We start from the raw sequence: 18,847 nt of genomic DNA, 5'->3' as shown, positions 1-18,847 counted from the left end.
TCCAAAAATAATCATCTCATTCTCCGCCGCCCGCCTGCTCATGGCACCTCGACAGCCCGGTGCCGGCAAGATAAGGCGGCGAAGGCATGCAGGTCTCCACGACGCCCATCACGTCCATCACCGCGAGCGACGTGAGGGGGCTGCTCGCCGCGGGCGCCGGCGGCGGGCTGCTCTCCGGCGCTGATCTCTTCACCTTGGCATTCGCGCTCTCGGGCCGGTCGCACCAGCTGCCGCTGACGCTCGATGAGGCGCATGAACTGCTGTTGGCGAACGGCCTCCCGCTGGCGCTCGCGGGGGGCGGGCTCATCGAGCGAATGCGCGAATCGACGAGCGCGGATCCGGCGTTCCTGGCCTACAACGCGAGCACGTTCTGCCTCGACCGCAACGTCGGTCTATCGCGCCGGCTCGTCCAGCTCGTTGATCGGCGCGACGTCCAGCAGCTCATCCACGCGCTTCGCGCCGAGCGGCAGCCGCCCCCCGCACGCCCTGCCGCCCCCCGTCGGGCCCGGCCTGCCGCGCCGGCTCGGAGGACCGAGGCGCCCGCTGCGCCGCCTCGACGACCCCCCACCGCCCCGCCCCCGGAGCGCCCGCCCGAGCCCGCTCCGCCTGTGCCGGCCCCGCCGCCCAGGAAGCCGGCGCCGCTCCTGATGGCCGGCCTCGACCGGTCCGAGCTGCTCCAGCGGCTCCAGGGGCCGCCGGCCTCGCTCGCGGCGGTGAGCCACGCGCTGCGCGCCCATCTGCTCGCCTCGGCCGAGCAGTTCGAGGAGCTGCTCGCGCTCGCCGCCCTCACCGGCGTCGAGCCGCACCGCTACCAGATCGAGACCGCGCGCCGCGTCCTCCGCGGGTTCCGCGGGCGCGCGCTGCTCGCCGACGAGGTCGGGCTCGGCAAGACCGTCGAGGCGCTCATGATCCTGCGCGAGTACCAGCTCCGCGGGATGGTCCGGCGGGCGCTCATCCTCGTCCCCCCGGCGCTCGTCGGCCAGTGGACGGGCGAGCTCGCGGAGAAGGCCGGGATCGCGGCGCGCACAACCGACGACGCCGCGCGCACGGCCGACCCCGAGGCCTTCTGGCGCGACGAGGGCGTGGTCGTCGCGTCGCTCGCCCTCGCGAGGAGCGCGAGGCACGCGCCGCTCGTCCAGGCCGCCTCGTGGGATCTCGTGATCGTCGACGAGGCCCACCACGTCAAGAGCCGCACGACCGCCGGCTTCAGGCTGGTCGATGGCCTGCACAGCCGCTTCCTCCTGATGCTCACGGCGACGCCGATCGAGACCGACCTCGAGGAGCTCTACAACCTCGTGACGCTGCTCAAGCCCGGCCAGTTCGCGACCCCGGCCGCCTTCCGCGCCCAGTTCGTCGACCCGAAGGACCCGCTGTCGCCCAAGAACCGGGAGCGGCTGCGCGCCCTGCTCGCCGAGGTGATGGTCCGCAACACCCGCGCCGACAGCGGCCTCGCGCTGCCGCCCCGTTACGTGAGCACGACGATGGTCGAGCCGCTGCCGGAGGAGCGCGCGCTCTACGAGCGCGTCCTCGGGCTCGTGCGCGCGCACGGGGCCGACGCCGGCACCCGGCTCGTCACGTCGACGCTCCTGCTCGGCGCCGGCTCGAGCCCGGCCGCGGTGCGCGGGAGCCTCGAGCGCATGAGCGCGAGCGACAGGCGCGCGCCCGCGCTGCGCGCCGCGCTGGCCGCCCTCGCGCAGCAGGCGGCCTCGGTCCGCGCGTCCCGGAAGGGCGGCGCGCTGGTCGAGCTCGCGCGCGCGCACGACGAGCAGCTCCTCGTCTTCACCCGGTTCCGCGACACGCTGTCGTACATCGAGGCCGTGCTCCGCGACGCCGGCGTCGAGCCCGCGGCGTTCCACGGCGGCCTCTCCGCCGCGGACAAGCGCGCTGCCCTCTCGGCGTTTCGCGAGGGCCGCGCGCGCGTGCTCGTCTCCACCGACGCCGGCGGCGAGGGGCACAACCTCCATCACTGCCATGTCCTCGTGAACTTCGATCTCCCCTACAATCCCATGCTCATCGAGCAGCGGATCGGGCGGCTGCACCGGATGGGCCAGCGGGAGGAGGTGCGCGTCTACAACCTCTGCGCGCGCGGCACCGCCGAGGAGCGCGTCCTCGATCTGCTGGATCGCCGCCTGCACCTGTTCGAGCTGGTCGTGGGGGAGATGGACATGGTCCTCGGCAACCTGGCCGACGAGCGCGACCTGGAGGAGCGGATCGTCGCGCTCTACGCAACGTCGCGCTCGGAGGAGGAGCTCGCGAGCGGCTTCGACGCCATCGCCGAGGAGCTCGCCGCGGCGCGCGGGCGTTACGAGCAGGTGAAGCGCCTCGACGCCAGGCTCTTCGGGAAGGACTACGAGGCATGACCGCGTCGCCGGGGACGGCCTCGCCTGCGGGGGGCGCGCTGCCCGCTCCGCTCGATTTCGTTATCGAGGCGCTCGCGGAGGCCGGAGCGCTCGCCGAGCGGGAGGGTGCGCGGGCGGTGGCGCTGTTGCCGCCGCGGCTCGCGGCCGAGATCGAGGTCCCGGAGGAGTGCGCCCTCGCGCTCTACCCCGATCGGGACGGGGACGTCGCGTGCGGCCTCGGCTCGACGCTGCTCGAGCGGCTGATCGCGAGGGCGCGCGGGCGGCCGGTGTCCACGTCGGCGCGTCTCGCCGCGGATCCACCGCGGCCTGCTCATGTGAGGGCCGCCGCGGACCGCTTCGCGCTGCGCAACGGGCTCTGCGAGCCCGGGCAGATCTCCACGGGTACGGCTGTCTACGTCGCGGCCAGCGTCGCTCATGTCGTCGAGGCCGACGACCGGCGCGAGGGGCTCGTCCGGGTGGTGGTGAACGCGCACGACGGCGGCGAGCCGGACGCCGCGGTGGGCGCGCACCTGGACCTCGCCTGGCCGAGCGCGCTCGTGCAGCCGAGCGCCGCGCCGCTCGCGGCGGACGGCCGCGCGGCGGACTGGATCGCGCTCCGCGCGGAGCGGGCGGTGCGGGCGGCGGTGCAGCCGCTGCTCGACGAGGTCGAGCGCCGGCACGCGCGGGATCACGATCGGATCGTGTCGTATTTCGCGGACCTGATCGCGGAGGCGCGGGCGCCGCGGCGGCGCGCGGATCCGAAGGCGGTCGAGGCCAAGGTCGCGCACCTCGTGGCGGAGCGGAACGCGAAGCTGGAGGCCCTGCCCGCGCGGTTCGCGGCGAAGGTGACGTGCTCGGTCGCGGCGCTGGTGATCGCCGAGGTCCCGGCGGCGCTCGTGAGCCTGCGTCTCCGGCGTCGCAAGGAGTCGCGGGAGCTCGTCGCGCGGCTCCCGGCGGGCGCGTCGAGCCTGGACAGGCTCACGTGCGAGGCGTGCGGCATGGCGACGTCGAGACCGGCGGCCTGCGACGATCGGATGCACCTGCTCTGCGAGGCGTGCGCGCCGAACGCGCAGGGCAGGATCGCGTGCCCGGCGTGCGCGAAGCGGCGGTGAGGGCCAGTCGGCCGCCGGGCCCCGGAACCGCCTCACGGTTGCCCCGAACCGCCTCACGGCTGCCCCGAACCGCCTCACGGTTGCCCCGAACCGCCTCACGGCTGCCCCGAACCGCTTCGCGGCTGCCCCGAACCGCCTCACGGCTGCCCCGAACCGCATCACGGCTGCCCCGAACCGCCTCGCGGTTGCCCTTTTCGCCTCGGACCCCCGGGGGCCCCCCCGGTCTGGCGCCCTTTTCGCCTCGGATCCCCGGGGGCCCCCCGGTCTGGCGCCCTTTTCGCCTCGGACCCCCGGGGGCCCCCCGAGTCTGGGGCGCTGAGCGCTTATTGCGCTGACATTCGGAAAGTAGGGCTAGGCCGGCGCGACGCCGCGTTCGTCCGCCTCCGGTGGGCTCAGCGGGAGCTCCACCACGAACGTCGCGCCGGCGCCCAGCTTGCTCTCCACCCGGATGGAGCCGCCGTGCGACGCCACGATGGAGCATGCGATGTACAGCCCGAGGCCGAGGCCGCCGAAGTTGCGCACCGACACCGCGCGCTCGAAGCGCTCGAAGATCCTGCCCTGATCGGCCTCCGCGATCCCGATCCCCTCATCCCGGACGACCAGCAGCGCGCGATCGGCCTGCCGCCGCACGCCGACGAAGATCGGTTTACCTGCGCCGTACTTCATTGCGTTCGACAGGAGGTTGATGACGACCTGCTCCAGGCGAGCGGGATCCCAGCACCCGACCACGGGCTCGTCCAGATCGAGCTGCGTCCGGCAGTGGGACGCCGCGAGCTGCGGCCGCATCCGCTCGACAACGTCGCACGCCAGCGCCGCCAGATCGACCGGCGCGCGCGCGAGCACCAGCCGCTTGGCGTTCATCCTCGTGACGTCGAGCAGCTCGTCTACCAAGCGCCCGAGCCGCAACGTCTGGCGGCAGAGGATCTGGAGCATCCCCTCGATCCGCTCCGCGGGGACGTCCGCGAGCGAACGGCGGCGCAGCAGGCGCTCGACCGTCTGGACCCTGCATCTGCAGCGAGGTCAGCGGGGTCTTGAGCTCGTGAGAGGCGACGACGAGGAACTCGTCCCGCCGCTGGATCGCCTCCTGGGCCTCGACGTACAGGCGGGCATTGTCGAGCACGAGCGCCGCGCGGCGCCCCAGCTCCTCCGCCAGTCGCAGCTCGGCGGGGCCACAACGGCGCTCGGGCGCGGTCGCCAGCAGGGTCATGACGCCGAAGTACCGGTCGCGCGCGAGCAGCGGAACCCGCAGGAACGCGTGGACGCCGAGCCGCTCCCAGGGTGGCCTGACCCGCGGGTCGAGCGAACGCACCTGCTGCACCAGCGGCGTGGCGCGGCCATCTTCCCCCTCGGCTCCGGCCGGCGACGCCTCTGCCAGCGCGCGCAGCGCGTCCTTCAGCGCTTCCAGCTGCTCGCCGGGCACCCCCGCGACGGCCGTCGGGCCCGGTGTCCTGTCCTCCGAGAGCACCTCGATGACGCACTGATCCGAGAGCTCTGGCACCGGGAGCTGCGCCACGCTCTCGAAGGTCGCGCTGTACCCCAGCGTCATCAGCTTGCGGCTCGCCTCGGCCAGGAACCGCTCGGCCTGCTCGACCCGCTTGCGCTCGGTGATGTCGGTGGAGATGCCGCAGAGCACGCCGGGCATGACGCCCTCGCCGAGAGGGAATTTGATCGACAGGAACGTGTGCAGCCCGTCTCCCAGCGGCACCGTCTCCTCCCACTCCATCGGCGCCCCCGCCTCGAGCACCTTCCGCTCGTGCTCGCGGACCATCTCGGCGATGGGAGCAGGGAAGATGTCGGCATCGGTCCTCCCGAGGAGCTGCTCGCTCGGCACGCCCAGGAGGGCGGCTACGTGCCGGTTGGCCAGCAGGAACCGGCCCTCGTGATCCTTGACGTAGACGCTCGCCGCCGAGTTGTCGACGATGGCCTGGAGCATCTCCTGGTTGGCCTCGAGCGCCTGCTCCGCCCGCCGGCGCTCGGCGTTCTCCTGCTCCACCTCGGCATAGAGCATCGCGTTCTCCAGCGAGATCGCCGACTGCGAGGCGAGCAGCTCTACGACGCTGAGCCGCCCGGGGGTGAACGCCCCGGTGACGAGGTTGTTCTCCAGGTAGAGCAGGCCGATCTGCCGGGCCTGCCGCACGATCGGGAGGCACAGCACCGATCTCGGTCGCTTGCGCCGGAAATACTCGTCCTCCATGAAGGGGTGCCGGGCGGCGGCGTCGTCGAGCAGCACGCGCTCGTGGCTCCGGCGAACGTAGTTGAGGACGGACTGCGGCAGCGCAGCCGACTGCGCCTCGCCCGCATCGAGCAGCCGTACCGCGCCCCCGGGCGCCTCGATCGCCGCCGCGGTCGACAGGCGATCCTCCCGGAGCAGGAGCACATGCCCCTCCTCGGCGCCTGCGTGCTCGACCATGGTGCGCAGCAGCGTCTCGAGCAGCCGCGAGAGCTTGAGCTCGCCGGAGATGCTCTGCGCGGCCTTCACCACCGACAGGACGTCGAACTGCTCGGCCCGTACGGCGAAGGTGACGGTGGGGGCGATCGGCTTGCGCGGGGCGAGGTGGGGGTAGCGCTGATCGAGCTGCTCCACCTTGGCGTGGGCACCCCAGCGGAAATAGCCGGCGCGGGCGGCTCGCAGGTAGCTGTCGGCGGGCGTCGCGAGGCCGCGCGCGCGATAGAACTCCGCGGCGAGCTCGCAGGCGATGGCCTCGTGCTGGACGAAGCCACCCTCGCGCGCCGCCGCGATGGCCTGCTCGTAGAGCCGGCTGGCCTCCGGCTCGCGCCCCAGGAGCCGGGCGATCTCGGCGCGGACCAAGGCGTGCTTGTGAAGGAAGTTGTCGGGGCCGCTCCTGGCCCACTCGCCGAGCTGCCGCTCGCACTCGACGAGCTCCTCGGGGAGCACCCACAGCGGGGATGGCTGCGCCTCGTCCGCGCCGTCCGAGAGGGCCGCGAGCGCGAGCGCGCGATAATAGAAGCTCTCGGCGATGAGCGCGTGCGGCCCGACCCTGGGGGGGTGCTCGGCGATCGCGCGGGTCGCCGCCGCGAGCGCCTCCCGGTGAGCGCCGAGCACGAAGAGCGCCTGCGCCTTCAAGCTGTGATAGAAGTCGCGAGCCGTCTCCAGCTCCCCCGCTCCTCCAGCCGCGCCTCGAAGGCCGGCGGATCCAGCTCGGACCCGTCCCGCATCGAGAGGCGGACCGGCCTCCCGCGCAGCGTCTGGATCATGGCGTGGCCGCCGAGGAGGGCGTTGTGCGCGAACGCGTGGCCGACCCTGCGCACGAAATCGAGGCGCTCTTCGACCTCGTGAAGCACGTCCTCCAGCGGCTCGCCAGCGAGCAGCGGGAACAGCGCGGCCCAGATGCAGTTGAGGCACGCGTTGTTCACATCACCGGACTCGACCGCGGCGCTGAAGCCGTCGCGCGTGTACGGATACGTCTCTCGGTAGTGGCGTGTCCAGAAGACGACATAGTGTCCGAAGAGGATGACCACCACCGATTTCGTGGTGAGGAGGCCGCTCCTGTCCGCCAGGTCGTAGCCGAGCCTGCCGAACAAGTAAGCCTCCTGATATCGCCCGAACCTCGAGCTCATCACCATCGCGAAGGCGGCGTACGCGAGGGCGGAGTGCTCGGCGTTGCCGTGGCGCAGGCTGAGCTTGACCATGCGCATGACGGCGAGGTGGTACAGGTTCGGGTCCACGAAGAACGAAGGGAGGGACACGCTCTGCAGCACGCCCATCGTGATCTTGATCTCCGGGTGCGTCATGGGGGGGCAGGTGGATCAAGTCCTCGATGGCCCGATCGCCCAGGGCCTGCCAGACGCTCTCGCTCTCCTTCTCGATCTGTGCGTCGGTGGGGTGGAGCGGCAGATCAACGTCGCACGCGTGGAGGCACGAAGAACGGGTTGCCGCCGGTCTTCTCATGAACCAGCCGCGAGAGCGGCTCGGCCTGCTCTGCGGGCGCGTGCGGCGCGTGGACCGCCTCGGCGACGAGCGCCCCTACATGGGTGGCCGAGAGCGGCTCGAGGACGAGCTCGGAGACAGCGGCGCCGCGCTTCCGCGCCTCGGCCAGCGCGAGCCGCAGCGGGTGCGCGGGGCCGACCTCGTTGTCGCGGTACGCGCCGATCAGCAGGAGGCGCTCGGACCCGGCGTAGGTGGCGAGCTGCTCGAGCAGCTGGAGGCTTCCCGCGTCGGCCCACTGCAGGTCGTCGAGGAAGAGCGCCACGGGGTGCTCCTTCTGGGCGCATGCCGAAACGAAGCGCTGGAGCGTCGCGTGCAGCCGGCTCTGGGCCTCGGCCGGCGGCAGCTCGGGTACGGGCGGCTGAGGGCCGAGGAGCAGCGTGAGCTCGGGGAGCACGTCGGCGAGCAGCCTGCCGTTCTGGCCGAGGGCCTCCCGGAAACGCTGTCTCCAGCGCTCGACCTGCTCCTCGCTCGCGCAGAGGATCTCCTGAAAAAGCGCCCGGAACGCCTGATGGAAAGCGCGGTAGGGGACGTCCCTCGCGGCTTGATCGAACTTGCCGGAGAGGAAGAAGCCCCGCTCCCTCACCACCGGCCGGTGCAGCTCCGCGACGAGCGACGATTTGCCGACGCCCGAGTAGCCCGACACGAGCACGAGCTCTGGCCGGCCCTGCGTCACCACCCGCTCGAACACGGCGAGCAGCGCCTCCACCTCGCGCTCGCGCCCGTACAGCCGCTGCGGCACCTGGAACCGGTCCGAGAGGTCGCGCTGACCGAGCGCGAAGGGCGGAATGGCGCCGCTCGCCCGCCACCTCGCGAAGCACTCGTCGAGGTCGTGCCGCAGGCCGGCCGCGCTCTGGTAACGCTCCTCGGCGGCCTTGCAGAGCAGCTTGAGCACGAGCTCCGACAGGAGCGGGGGAATCGAGGGGACGAGCGCGTGCGGCGGGGCCGGCTTCTGCGCGATATGGCAATAGATCCACGCGACCGGATCGCCGGCCTGGAACGGCAAGGTGCCCGTCAGCATCTCGTAGAAGACGACGCCCAGGGAGTAGAGATCGGTCCGCTCGTCGACCCAGCGGTTCATTCGGCCCGTCTGCTCCGGGGCCATGTAGGCCAGGGTCCCCTCGATGAGCCCGATGTGCTCGAGGTGCTGGAGCTCGCGGGGTATCCGGGACGCAATACCCAGGTCGGTGATCTTCACCTCGCCGGTGGCGGGGTTGAGGAGCACGTTCTGAGGCTTGATGTCCTTGTGGACGACGTCGTGCCGATGCAGCCCGGCGAGCGCCTCGACCACGCGGATGGCGAGGGGGAAGAAGCGCTCGAGCGGCATCGGCCCTCTCTGGAGCCGATCGAGCGACACGCCGCCGAAATCCTCCAGGACCAGCGCCGGCTGATCGCCGAGCATGTCGAGCCCATAGGGCGTGACGATGGCGGTGGTGTCGAGCGCCCGAGCGACCTCGTATTCGTGGCGCAGCCGCTCGGGGGCGCGAGAGCTCGCGTGGTCGCGCCGGAGGACCTTGAGCACCACGGGCCGGCCGTCGTCCTCGCGTACAGCCCGGTAAAGGACGGTGTCCGACCCCTCGTAGAGGACCTCGATGATGGCGTAACGGGACGAAGGCCCGTGATCGGACGAGACGGGATTGGTGCCCACAGGAGCCCTACTACGGGGAATGTGCGACGCATGCTGCCATGGTCGGCGCGCATCGCCATCGCTTTGAGCGGGCGAGGCACCGGAACATCATCCATCCTCCTCCGCGAACCCCCAGCGCGCGCCACGCCCCGCGCCGGGACCACCCTGTCGATGACATCGTGGCAGGACCCGCCCCGCACGCTGGCTCGCGAACGCCGTCGCCGTCCGCCCGGCCTCCCGCGCAGCAGTGCGCGGAAGCGCTCGATCGTCGCCTTCGTGGACGGTGCCCAATTCATCGCCCGGACGATCAACGACAAGGTCGAGAACGCGGGCGGCGGAACCCTCAATCCACCGACGCCTGGCTCGGTCCGGTCTTGGTCGGCTCTCTTATTCGCCCATCGAAGATGGCCGCCTCCACGCCACACCTGCGGGCTTGCCCGCTCACGCGCTCACGCGCCCGAGGCCGCGCGCGAGGGCGTACGCGATGCCCGAATCGAGCGTGGACCGTACCAGGATCCCGCCCAGATCCGCCCCGAGCTCCACGAGCGTCCGCGCGATTGCGGGCTGGATCCCCGTCAGGAGCACCTGCGCGCCGAGCAGGTTCACCGCCTGCGCCGTCCGCACCAGCGCGCTGGCGACCGGGGCGTCGATGGTCGGCACGCCCGTGACGTCGAGGATCACCATCGAGGCCTGGTGGGCGACGATGCCCTCCAGCAGGGTCTCGAGCACCTGCTGCGCCCGGGGCGCGTCGATGTTGCCGATGAGCGGCATCACCACCACGCCGCGCGCGATCGGCAGCAGCGGCGTGGAAAGCGCGCGCAGCCTGGCCTCCTGCAGGCGGAGGATCTCGTCCTGGAGCCGCTGGGCCTCGGCCTCGGCCGCTCGGCTCTCGGTGACCTCCGCGGAGATGCCGCACACCGCGTACAGCCTCCCTCGTGAATCCAGCAGCGGGAACCTCGTGGTCATGAGGCAATGGGCGCGGCCCTCGAGCAGGAGCTGCTCCTCCTTGACGAGCGGCGCCTCCGTCGCGATGACCCGCCGCTCCGACTGTGCAAACCCCTCGGCGAGCTCCGGGGGCAGGACGTCGCGATCGGTGCGCCCGAGCACTGCGTCGCGGGAGACGCCCATGAGCCGCTCGAAGTGCCTGTTGACGAGCGCGTAGCGGCCCTCCAGATCCTTAACGTAGACGGCGCTGGGCGCGTGCTCGACGATTGCGGTGACAAATGCCGTGCTGTCCTGGTACGCCTGCTGGGCGTGCATCCTGTCCGTCACGTCGAGGTTGATCCCGATCACGTAGCGCGCGCCGCCCACGTCAGCCGGCGACATCCTGCTCTCGGTCCAGACGGTGCGGTCCTCGGTGCGCTCCAGGCCGGCGTCGGCCGTGTCGTACGGCGTCGGCGCCATGATCACGCATTCGCCGCTTCCGATCACCCGATCGAAATGGGCGGTGTATCCGCCCGCCACGGCCATCGGGTCCTCGTACATATTATGCTTGCCGACGATGGCTTCCTTCGACGGCACGGCCAGCATCTCGCGGTTCCGCCGGTTGATGTCTGAAAGGACGCCGTCGGCGCGGTAGAGGGCCGACGGGACGGGAAGGTGCTCGAAGACGCCCTGGTACAGGGCCGCCTGCGCCTCCGCGGCCTGGGCGCGCTGCTCCAGCGCCTCGACCGCACGGCGGAGCCGCTCCAGCTCGGCCCGCATTTCCTCGATATCCACGCCGCCCCCGGTTATCGCACCCACACTTCCAGCTCACGCGTGACCATCGCGCTCGCGTCGAGTGTATCCATTATTACATACTGGACCTTAACATGATCTGTCCAGCATTGCCAAGCTGATTTGATCCTGAACTCGGCTGCCTGCGACCGGGCGCGTGGCGACGCTCACGCCTGCGCGGACATGCGCTCTGAGTCGTGTAAGGTCGCTCGCGCGCATGATGTAGACACGGCGGTGGCTCGCGCGCGCCTTCTCGTCGTGCACCACCCAGCCCATGATGCGCCGGCTGCAGGTGTCGACGATCATGTACAGAGAGTAGAACCGACCACAGACGGTGGTCTTGAGATAGCTGGTGTCCCAGCTCCAGAGCTGGTTGGGGGGGCCGGTCGCGAGATGCTCCTCGGCCTCGGTGCGCGCCGGCTGTTTGGCGCGCCCTCGGTGCGTCAGTTGCCCCTCTTGGCGCAGCGGGCCTGGACGCACTGGCGACATGACCGTGCGCGGAGCGGCGCGCGACGCCCCGGACACGGCGCCTCGGACGGGCGGCGACGCCGGGACTCGGCTGGTCGTCGAGGCGCGCTGTGATAGCACTTGAGCCCATGGGCGCCGCCGCGGCCCGGGGACCGTCCGCCGGGAACGGCGCGACGCAGGCCACCCGGTCGGCGGGGGTGAGGGGCGTGGAGATGACAGTAGATTTATCGATCCTCTTCGGGCTCGGCGCGCTCGGCTGCGGTGCGGGCATGACCTGGCTCGCGGCCCGGACGGCCTCGTTGAAGGGACAGCTGCGCGAGGCCGCACGGAACGCGGAGGCCTTCCGTCAATCCAACGTGCAGCTCGAGCAGCTGCGCTCGGAGCACGCCCAGGACCGAGAGACGCTCGAGCGCGCCCGGAGCGAGGATCGACAGAAGATCGAATGGCTCGACGCGCAGCAGCGAGAGATCGAGTGGTTGCGGAGGGAGCTGGACGCTCGGCCCAAGATCACGCAGAAACGGTACAAGATCCTGACGCTCGGCATCAAAGGGACCGGGAAGACCTCGCTCACGTTGAAGTGGGCCAATCCCCTCGTCGACCTCGGCAAGCTGCAAGGGACGAAGATCGAGCGCTACGAGCGAACCGTGAGCAACGTGTCCACGAAGGAAGAGCTGACCGAGCACATCTTCGAGATCGGCGACTGGGGCGGAGAGCATCTCGTCGAGGCCCAGCACGAGCTCGTCGTGGAAGAGATCCACGGCCTTCTCCTCGTGGTCGATCTCGCGTCCAAGGACGGACGGCAGGTGGATCCGGCCCGGGTAGAGGAGCAGATCCGGGAATTTCAGCCGCAGTCGCTGCGCTACTTCTTCGGCTCGAAGACGCTGACCGCCTGCAAGGCGGTCGTCCTGTTCATCAACAAGTCGGACGTCCTCTCCGGGACGCCCGCCGAGATCGAGCTGGAGGCGCACAGGCATTACCGGCCGCTGATCGAGGGGATCGAGCGGCTCAAGAACCACGTCAGCACGCGGGTGCTCGTGGGCTCGGCGAGCTACGGCCACAGCACGCACCACCTGTTCTCGCACTTCGTCGAGCGCATCCTGCCGAAGCACGCCTACGACGGTCAGCTCCTCCAGCGCATCAAGCAGGAGGTCCTCGCGCCGACGGCCATCTCCCAGACAGCGCGACTCTCGGCTCAGCAGGTCGGGCCCCATGCGCAGAAATGAAGCCAGCGCCGCGGGGTACGAGCCTCCGCGCTACCGCGCCGCGGACGACGCGCCGTGGTACCACGTGCTCCACGGGAACGTCCCGGAGCACCAGATCGATTTCATGTATGGCCCCGAGGTCCCCCAGGGGCCGCTCACGCCGACGCATTTGAGCCACCTCGCGCGCCTGATGAAGTACATCGAGCCGCAGACGAACGGCACGCACGCGTTCGCCATCGGCAATCTCTCGCGCGACGACACCCAGCACGAGGCCGGTCACGGCGCGATCTCCCTGATCTTCGCGTTCCGGATCGGCGGCGCGACGGATCACGCGGGCAGGGGGCACCCGCCGTTCGCGCACGGGATCGCGGCGGTCGATCGCGAGGTGCGCCCTGCGTCGCTGCTCGAAGCGGCGATCACGTTCCACCGCCACACGATGAACGCAGGAGAGTCCGGCTCTCCCGCGAGCGCCTTCTACCGCGCGTACGTGCGCGCGGTCCTGGAGCATCCGGACGGCGTGTCCCGCGTGCTGGCGCGCTATGTGGAGGCGTTCGACGATCTCCCGCGATTGCCGCGGAGCGACCTGTCCTGGGCGTGGGTCGCCGATGCGGCCGCGCAGCCGAGGCGGGTGGTCATCGTGCACGGCGACGACGAGCCGTTCGAGGCGGTCGCGAGCGTCGCGTCGAGGCTCGCGGCGGTGCTGTTCCGCTCGAACATCAAGTGGACGGCGATCACCACCGGTCGAGAGACCGGTATCCCGGGCGGGCTGTCGGTGCGGCTCGTGGCCGAGCGCGATGTCGCGACGGAGGAGCGCCAGGGCCGGCTCCTGCGCCTCGAGGAGGTGCCCGGGGACGAGGCGGAGATCGCCCGGGCGGTGTTCAGCGCGAGGCCGTATGGCGCCGAGCTGGAGAGGTCGAAGCCGGTGGGCTGGCGGGAGCGCTACGCGGCGCAGGGCGCGCTGGCTGCCGGCGCGCCCCAGGGCGCCGCGCGCACAGGACCCGAGGCCCAGGCGGTGCGGCGCGAGGAGGCCGCGGCCGCTGCGACGCCCGCCGGCGCGCGCGTCGAGGCGGCGGAGGGCGAGCAGGAGGAGAGAGCGCCCGACGTGGAGAGGCCGCTCGCGCGACGCTGGATCCGGAGGGCGGTCGTCGGCGCGAGCGCGGCGGTGGCCGCGGCATCGGTGCTCGGCGTCCTGTCGGATCCCGCGCGCGAGGAGGAGGGGAGAGGGGATGTCGCGGCGCCGCCGGCAGCGGTGATGGAGGACGAGCCGGACATCGAGCCGACGGCGGCGCCTCCGCCTCCGCCGGCGCGGGTGGGCACGAGCTCACCGGAGGCGCCGCCGGCGGCCACGGGAGGCGCCCGGGCGCAGCGCCGGGGGACGCAGCGAGGTCCGGCGAGGTGGACTCAACGCAGGACACCGCCTCCGGCCGCAGAGACCTCGGAGACCGCAGGTCCGACGGTGTTCGACAGCCCACCCGTGTTCGAATAGGCCTTCTTCAAGGAGCTCGGCGTATGGCAGGCCGCCGCTCACGGCGTGCAGCTCGTCCCCGTCTTGAAGTTCCAGCACGCGGCGCCCTCACCGCGGGCGCCTGCTTCGAACAAACCGCCCGGTCCACTCAGACCGCCGGCTCCCGGAGATCCGGGGGAAAACGTCGTCAACGACGGCATGGCAACGCGCTCAGCGTCGTAGGCGATGCCGATCGCATGTCCGCCGCGCCCACCGCGTCCTGGCCCGCCGCTGCCGCCATCACCGCCATTCCCTCCAGTGCCTGCATAACGACGGGCCGGATCGCTCGTGTTGACACCACCTGGTGCACCGAGCCCCCCCGGTCCGCCCTCTTGCCCAGCCGCTCCGTCTCCCCCTTTGCCGCCTTCTTTAAGGGTGACGCTTACCTCTGACAGGACCAGCCGCGTCCCGAGGCTAATGATTCCGATGCTGGACCCTCCGGCTTTCCCGCCAGCGCCACCTCTGCCGCCGCATCCACCCGCGCCTCCGCCGCCACCGCTCGCGCCAGCACCAGCGCCAACGCCCTGTACCCAAAGCATTTTTGAACCTGCTCCCCCTCCTCCTCCTTGACCCGGATTCCCGGGCTTGCCGCGAGCGCCGTCGCCGTCCGTTATCCCGGCGAGGGCTAGCCTCCCGCCATGGCCGCTATCGCCGACGCCTCCGTAGCCTCCGGGAGCACCATTGGAACCATTCTGGCCATATCCGACATTGTCGACCCTGCCCCCATTGCCGTTCACCATCGCCTCCGGAGCCGGCTTGCCAGCCTCCCCTGGCCTCCCGCGGCTGTCCGTGCCGAGCGCGGGCGGCAGCCCCCCATCCCCGCCCGCGCCACCGTCGGTGTCCACGCCATCGCACGTAGTCCGTCCGGGCTTGCCCCCCATCGGAGCAGTCGGGATCCAGCCATCCGTCGGCGCGCCCTCCGCGCCCCTCGCCGGCGCGTCAGCCCCTGCCGCCGCCGTGCCCGCTGCCGCCTCGCCGTCCTCCCCGGCCCTCCCGTTGCCGGCCAGCACGTCGATCTGCGTCAGCTCCGCCGCGATGTCCGCCACGGCAACAGCGATGGACGACGCGCCAGGCTCCGTCGCGTCCGCCGCCCGGATCTCGAATCCCTGCATCTTCGCCCCGCCCGCCTCGCCCGTCAGCGTCAGCGCGACCTGCCCCGCTGGCCCCACGATCGTGCTCTTCCTGTCCGCGCTCTTCTCCCACTCCCCGTTGCACGTGTAACCCCCGTGCACCTCGATCCCTGCGCGTAGCGTCACCGCCTCGGCGAACGCCTCGTCGGTGCACGCGCACACCTTCCTTCCCTCCGCGTGGTCGATCGCGTCTTGCAGGCGCGTGTAAGGATCGTCGCTCTTCCCGGAGCCTCCAGCGTCCTCGCCCGCTCTCGCAAACACGCCGCACCCGTCCACTGGAACCGGACGTGAATCCCCCTCCCCATCGTGACAGTGCCGGCAATCCGGTACCTGCTGACACGCGGTCGCGTGCAGCGCCGCGGCGAGCACGGCGGCACACCGGAATCGACGAACCTCCTCGAACAGACGAACTCGCATGGTGTCACTCCCCAGTGTCACATCCTCGATGTCACCATCGTGCGCTCAGCGAAACTCCTGCCCCGGGCGCCAGCGCCACGGGAACGGCCGTCACCGCGGGTCCTCCATCGGCCCGCAACGATCCGTACAGCGCATAGCCCACGGTCGCCGCGCCGAGCACGCCCGCTGCGGCGAAGACCCCGGTGGAGACATTGTACAGGCGCGCGGCCTCGGTCCGGCGCTTGTGCACCTCGAGGCACCTCGCGTCGTCGGGCGTCTCGCGCGTCGCAGGTCCGCTCGCATAGCAGGAGTCCGCGCCGGGCACCGCGGCGTTGCTGCCCGCTCGCGCGCTCCGATCCGCGAGGATCCTCAGGACGACCGCCGTTCCCGCCGCGAGCCCCGTGGCCGCGCCGCCGGCTGCGACGAGCGCCATGCTCGGCCCGGCGGCGCCGCGATCCGGAGCCGTGGGCGGGCGATGCTGCGGTGTCCGGGGCTGAATCGCCGCCGCCGCAGCGGCGCGCCCCACGAACCGGAGCTCTATCTCCTGCGACGCTCCCGGCGCCAGCGCCACCGAGGTCATCGCCGGGGTCTCGCCCTGGAGCCGCGCCTCGATCCTCCTCTCCCCCGGCTCAACGTACACTTCTCGCCCGAGCGGGGATGTCCCCACGGAGACGCCATCGACGAGCACCGTGGCCTGGGCCCGGCTCACGATCAGCGTGAGCGTTCCGATGCTCGCCTTCGCCTCGTCGAGCATCTGCCGAGCCCGCGCCCGATCGAGCTCGCTCACGCCCTCTGCCTCGCGCAGGAAGAACGAGATGTGCTCCGCGGCGTCGCGGTGCTTTCCGAGCTTGAGCTCCGCCCGAGCGAGGTTCGCCGCGATCTGGAAATGCTGCTTGAGCTTCCATGCCTCGAGGTAGGCCGCGTAGGCCTCCTGCCAGCGGCCCTGCCTGGCCGCCGCGACCCCGTCGCTGTAGATGCGTGCTGCGCGCGCGCCGTCGTCGCGTGGCGCCCCTGGCGCATCACGGGTCTGCGCCAGGGCGACCGCCTCCACGGTCACCGCGCAGAGGAACGCGCCCAGCATCGCTCCGGCCGCACGCCGGCCAGAAGTCGTCAAGACACCCGCCATGGTGTACCTCCTGCGCGTCGATGACATGGGTTCATGAGGGGGCTCGGGAGGCGCAGGGACACCGCCGTCTCGGTCATCGCGCCGCGGCGCCGACCCCTGCAGTGCGACAGGCCCAGGAGGCCCGCCAGAGCGCCTCCGCCTGGAGCTCACCGCTTCCCATCACTGCGGGCCAGAGGGGCTGCGCCCTCGCTTTTCCTTGTCCAGACAGAGGACCCGTAGAAATCCCTTCTCCCCCGCGCAAGGCTCGGCCTTCGGCTGTCTATTTGAAGGCTGGCGGGGCGAAAGCGGCTTCTGGGTGCTCGTGCCAGCAGACGGTGCGTCCACGCGCTGCTTGGATGTCGGGACTGGCGCAGGCGGTTCAGGCTCCAGGCTCGCTCCATCCGCCGACATCCGCCTTGTGCTTCCGTCGGTCCGCGCCGGGCCCGGCGGGGCCAGCGCCGGTGGGCTCGATGCCGTGACGAAAGGCTCGGACGCCATCGCGCGAAGCTCAGGAGGGCGCTGCGCACGTCTCCCCGGTAAGACCAGCACCACCGCCACGAGCCCGGTCAACGCAACCGCCGCGGCTGCGGCCGCAACCCTGGTATTCCACCTCGAGCTCACGTCCTGTCGCGGGGGCTCGGGCGCTCGGGGCGGGATGACCCTGACGGCGAGGTTCACCTGGGACGAGCTCGTGACCAGCGGCGTTGTCGAGCTCTCAGGGTCCCGCCGGTGGCTCGGAGTGGCCTTGTCGGTGTCCCTGGCATTCGCGGTACCGTCGGCGCCCGAGGTCCGCGAGGAGGGCGCCGTCGAGAGCGGACTTCGCGCGATGCTCTGCGGCAGCGCCGCCTCTTTCGCTTCGCGCGTGCTCCGCGTGCTCCCTGGCGCGGAGGGGAGCGCTCCTCGTGCCGTCGCGATCGGGTCGAGCAGCTCTGCCACTTCCGCCGCGGTCCCGAACCGCTCCTCGCGGTTTCGCCGCATGCAGCGGGCGACGATGTCGACGAGCCGCCGGTCCACGCGCCACAGGGTCCGCGCCAGGGTGGGGATCTCACCGCTCAGGATCCCCGCGAAGACCTCCGTGGCGTCCCCCTGGAACGGCCGCTCCCCGGTGAGCATCTCGAACAGCACGACGCCGAGCGTCCAGATATCGGTGCGATGATCGATGGTCCTGTCCGCCTTGACCTGCTCCGGGCTCATGTACAGCGGAGATCCGACCATCCCGCCTGGCATGGTGTGGAGTCCGTCGTTGATCGACAGGTTCTTGGCGACACCGAAGTCCAGCACCTTGACGACCCACCCCTCCACGCCGGCCTCCCGGTGCAAGAAGATGTTCGAGGGCTTCAGATCCCGATGGACGATGTGGAGCTCGTGCGCCGCCGCGAGGCCCCTCGCGACGTCTCTGCCGATACCCGCGCCGATCTCCGGCTCGACCCGACGCCTGCGCAGCAGCAGCTCGGCCAGCGTCTCGCCCGAGAGCAGCTGCATCACAAGGAACGGATCGCCGGCGTCCGTCTCGGCCAGGTCATAGACATCCACGATGTTCCGGTGCTGGAGCGCGCCGCAGCTCCGCGCCTCCCGCTCGAGCCGGACCCGGAGCTCCGGCTCCGCGCGGATCATCCGCTTGAGCGCCACCTCGCGCCCTGTGGCGAGGTTGACCGCCGACCAGACGGAGCCCATGGCGCCCTCGCCGATCTTCTCGACGAGCTTGTACTTGCCATTGATCACCACACCAGCGCCGGCGGGTGTGTGCGCCTTCAGCGTTGACATAAGCCTCTCTCGCGCTCATTCGCACCGGAACCAGTGCGCCATGAACGGACCGCACCGCGTCAGCCGCGCTGAACGCAGGTCGATTCTCGGCGGCGTTGCGCCCCTTCCAGGCGCCCTGCGATCGATCGCGGTCCGGTCACACGCTCGCCATGGAGCAAACACGACACGTGCCACGGGCAGGCGTGCAGCGTCATCGCACCTCCGTGGATGTTCAAGGCGTCCATGCTCCGTCGCATGACCAGCGCACGCGGCGGCGCCGAGCGGGCTCCACGTCTCAGGCGTGCCTCATGTGGCGCGCAACGAGACGTCTCGGAGGGCATGTCCCGAAGTGAGACATGCCGGGCGGTGTTCTCAGCGGAAGCTCCCCCGCCCCCGTCTTGACGGATGGCCGAGCGCCCCCCCGGCGCGCTGCCACGCACACCCCCACCCCGGCGCGTGCCTCCTGGAGCCCCCGTCACTCGTCCCGCGACCAGGGCAAGAGCCCCGTCGCCGCCGTGCAGCCCCACGAGGTGCCGCACGATCGACAGCCCGAGGCCGA

At 71.3% G+C, this 18,847-nt stretch carries 8 protein-coding genes and 2 pseudogenes; 4 read left to right on the top strand and 6 right to left on the bottom strand.

What is annotated here, in order from left to right:
- The first annotated feature begins 86 nt into the window (after positions 1 to 86).
- Both WMF17_RS03420 and WMF17_RS03415 read left to right on the top strand, forming a co-directional pair.
- Entirely contained in the window at positions 87 to 2,360 is a 2,274-nt protein-coding gene (locus WMF17_RS03420; protein ID WP_437648074.1) for a DEAD/DEAH box helicase, read from the top strand.
- Entirely contained in the window at positions 2,357 to 3,451 is a 1,095-nt protein-coding gene (locus WMF17_RS03415; protein WP_437648073.1) for a hypothetical protein, read from the top strand. The genes WMF17_RS03420 and WMF17_RS03415 overlap by 4 nt, the downstream gene beginning before the upstream one ends.
- 31 nt (positions 3,452 to 3,482) lie before the next feature.
- Here the strand turns inward: WMF17_RS03415 and WMF17_RS03410 are convergent.
- The 4 genes and pseudogenes from WMF17_RS03410 to WMF17_RS03395 all read right to left on the bottom strand — a co-directional run.
- Positions 3,483 to 3,698, bottom strand: a pseudogene (locus tag WMF17_RS03410) (hypothetical protein); the annotation flags it as partial.
- 104 nt (positions 3,699 to 3,802) lie between these two features.
- Positions 3,803 to 9,045: pseudogene (locus WMF17_RS03405) on the bottom strand (AAA family ATPase).
- A gap of 420 nt (positions 9,046 to 9,465) precedes the next feature.
- Positions 9,466 to 10,743, bottom strand: coding sequence for a PAS domain-containing protein (locus tag WMF17_RS03400; protein ID WP_437648071.1), 1,278 nt, complete (start codon positions 10,741 to 10,743; stop codon positions 9,466 to 9,468).
- Between the two features lie 87 nt (positions 10,744 to 10,830).
- Positions 10,831 to 11,265, bottom strand: a complete 435-nt coding sequence (locus WMF17_RS03395) for a DDE-type integrase/transposase/recombinase (RefSeq protein WP_437648070.1) — start codon at positions 11,263 to 11,265, stop codon at positions 10,831 to 10,833.
- Positions 11,266 to 11,420: 155 nt separating this feature from the next.
- On the opposite strand from WMF17_RS03395, the gene WMF17_RS03390 reads away from it, so the two are divergent.
- Entirely contained in the window at positions 11,421 to 12,431 is a 1,011-nt protein-coding gene (locus tag WMF17_RS03390) for a hypothetical protein (RefSeq protein WP_437648068.1), read from the top strand.
- Positions 12,418 to 13,896, top strand: a complete 1,479-nt coding sequence (locus WMF17_RS03385) for a hypothetical protein (RefSeq protein ID WP_437648066.1) — start codon at positions 12,418 to 12,420, stop codon at positions 13,894 to 13,896. Before WMF17_RS03390 ends, WMF17_RS03385 begins: the two co-directional genes overlap by 14 nt.
- A 1,596-nt stretch (positions 13,897 to 15,492) precedes the next feature.
- Here the strand turns inward: WMF17_RS03385 and WMF17_RS03380 are convergent.
- Both WMF17_RS03380 and WMF17_RS03375 read right to left on the bottom strand, forming a co-directional pair.
- Positions 15,493 to 16,566 carry a hypothetical protein gene (locus WMF17_RS03380; RefSeq protein ID WP_437648065.1) on the bottom strand — a complete coding sequence of 358 codons (1,074 nt, stop codon included), beginning with the start codon at positions 16,564 to 16,566 and terminating at the stop codon, positions 15,493 to 15,495.
- A gap of 159 nt (positions 16,567 to 16,725) precedes the next feature.
- On the bottom strand, positions 16,726 to 18,309 hold the full coding sequence (locus tag WMF17_RS03375) for a serine/threonine protein kinase (protein WP_437648063.1): 1,584 nt from the start codon (positions 18,307 to 18,309) through the stop codon (positions 16,726 to 16,728).
- Positions 18,310 to 18,847: the final 538 nt, after the last annotated feature.

The organism is Sorangium sp. So ce362 (genome assembly GCF_051519845.1).
Lineage (GTDB): Bacteria > Myxococcota_A > Polyangia > Polyangiales > Polyangiaceae > Sorangium.
Note: the sequence above shows the minus strand (reverse complement) of the source record. Positions and strands in the feature narration are given on the sequence as shown.

Excerpts from the sequence above, each read along its gene's own strand:
- WMF17_RS03420 (WP_437648074.1), top strand. The coding sequence starts at position 87 with ATGCAGGTCTCCACGACGCCCATCACGTCCATCACCGCGAGCGACGTG.
- WMF17_RS03415 (WP_437648073.1), top strand. The coding sequence starts at position 2,357 with ATGACCGCGTCGCCGGGGACGGCCTCGCCTGCGGGGGGCGCGCTGCCC.
- WMF17_RS03390 (WP_437648068.1), top strand. The coding sequence starts at position 11,421 with ATGACAGTAGATTTATCGATCCTCTTCGGGCTCGGCGCGCTCGGCTGC.
- WMF17_RS03385 (WP_437648066.1), top strand. The coding sequence starts at position 12,418 with ATGCGCAGAAATGAAGCCAGCGCCGCGGGGTACGAGCCTCCGCGCTAC.
- WMF17_RS03380 (WP_437648065.1), bottom strand. The coding sequence starts at position 16,566 with ATGGCGGGTGTCTTGACGACTTCTGGCCGGCGTGCGGCCGGAGCGATG.
- WMF17_RS03375 (WP_437648063.1), bottom strand. The coding sequence starts at position 18,309 with ATGTCAACGCTGAAGGCGCACACACCCGCCGGCGCTGGTGTGGTGATC.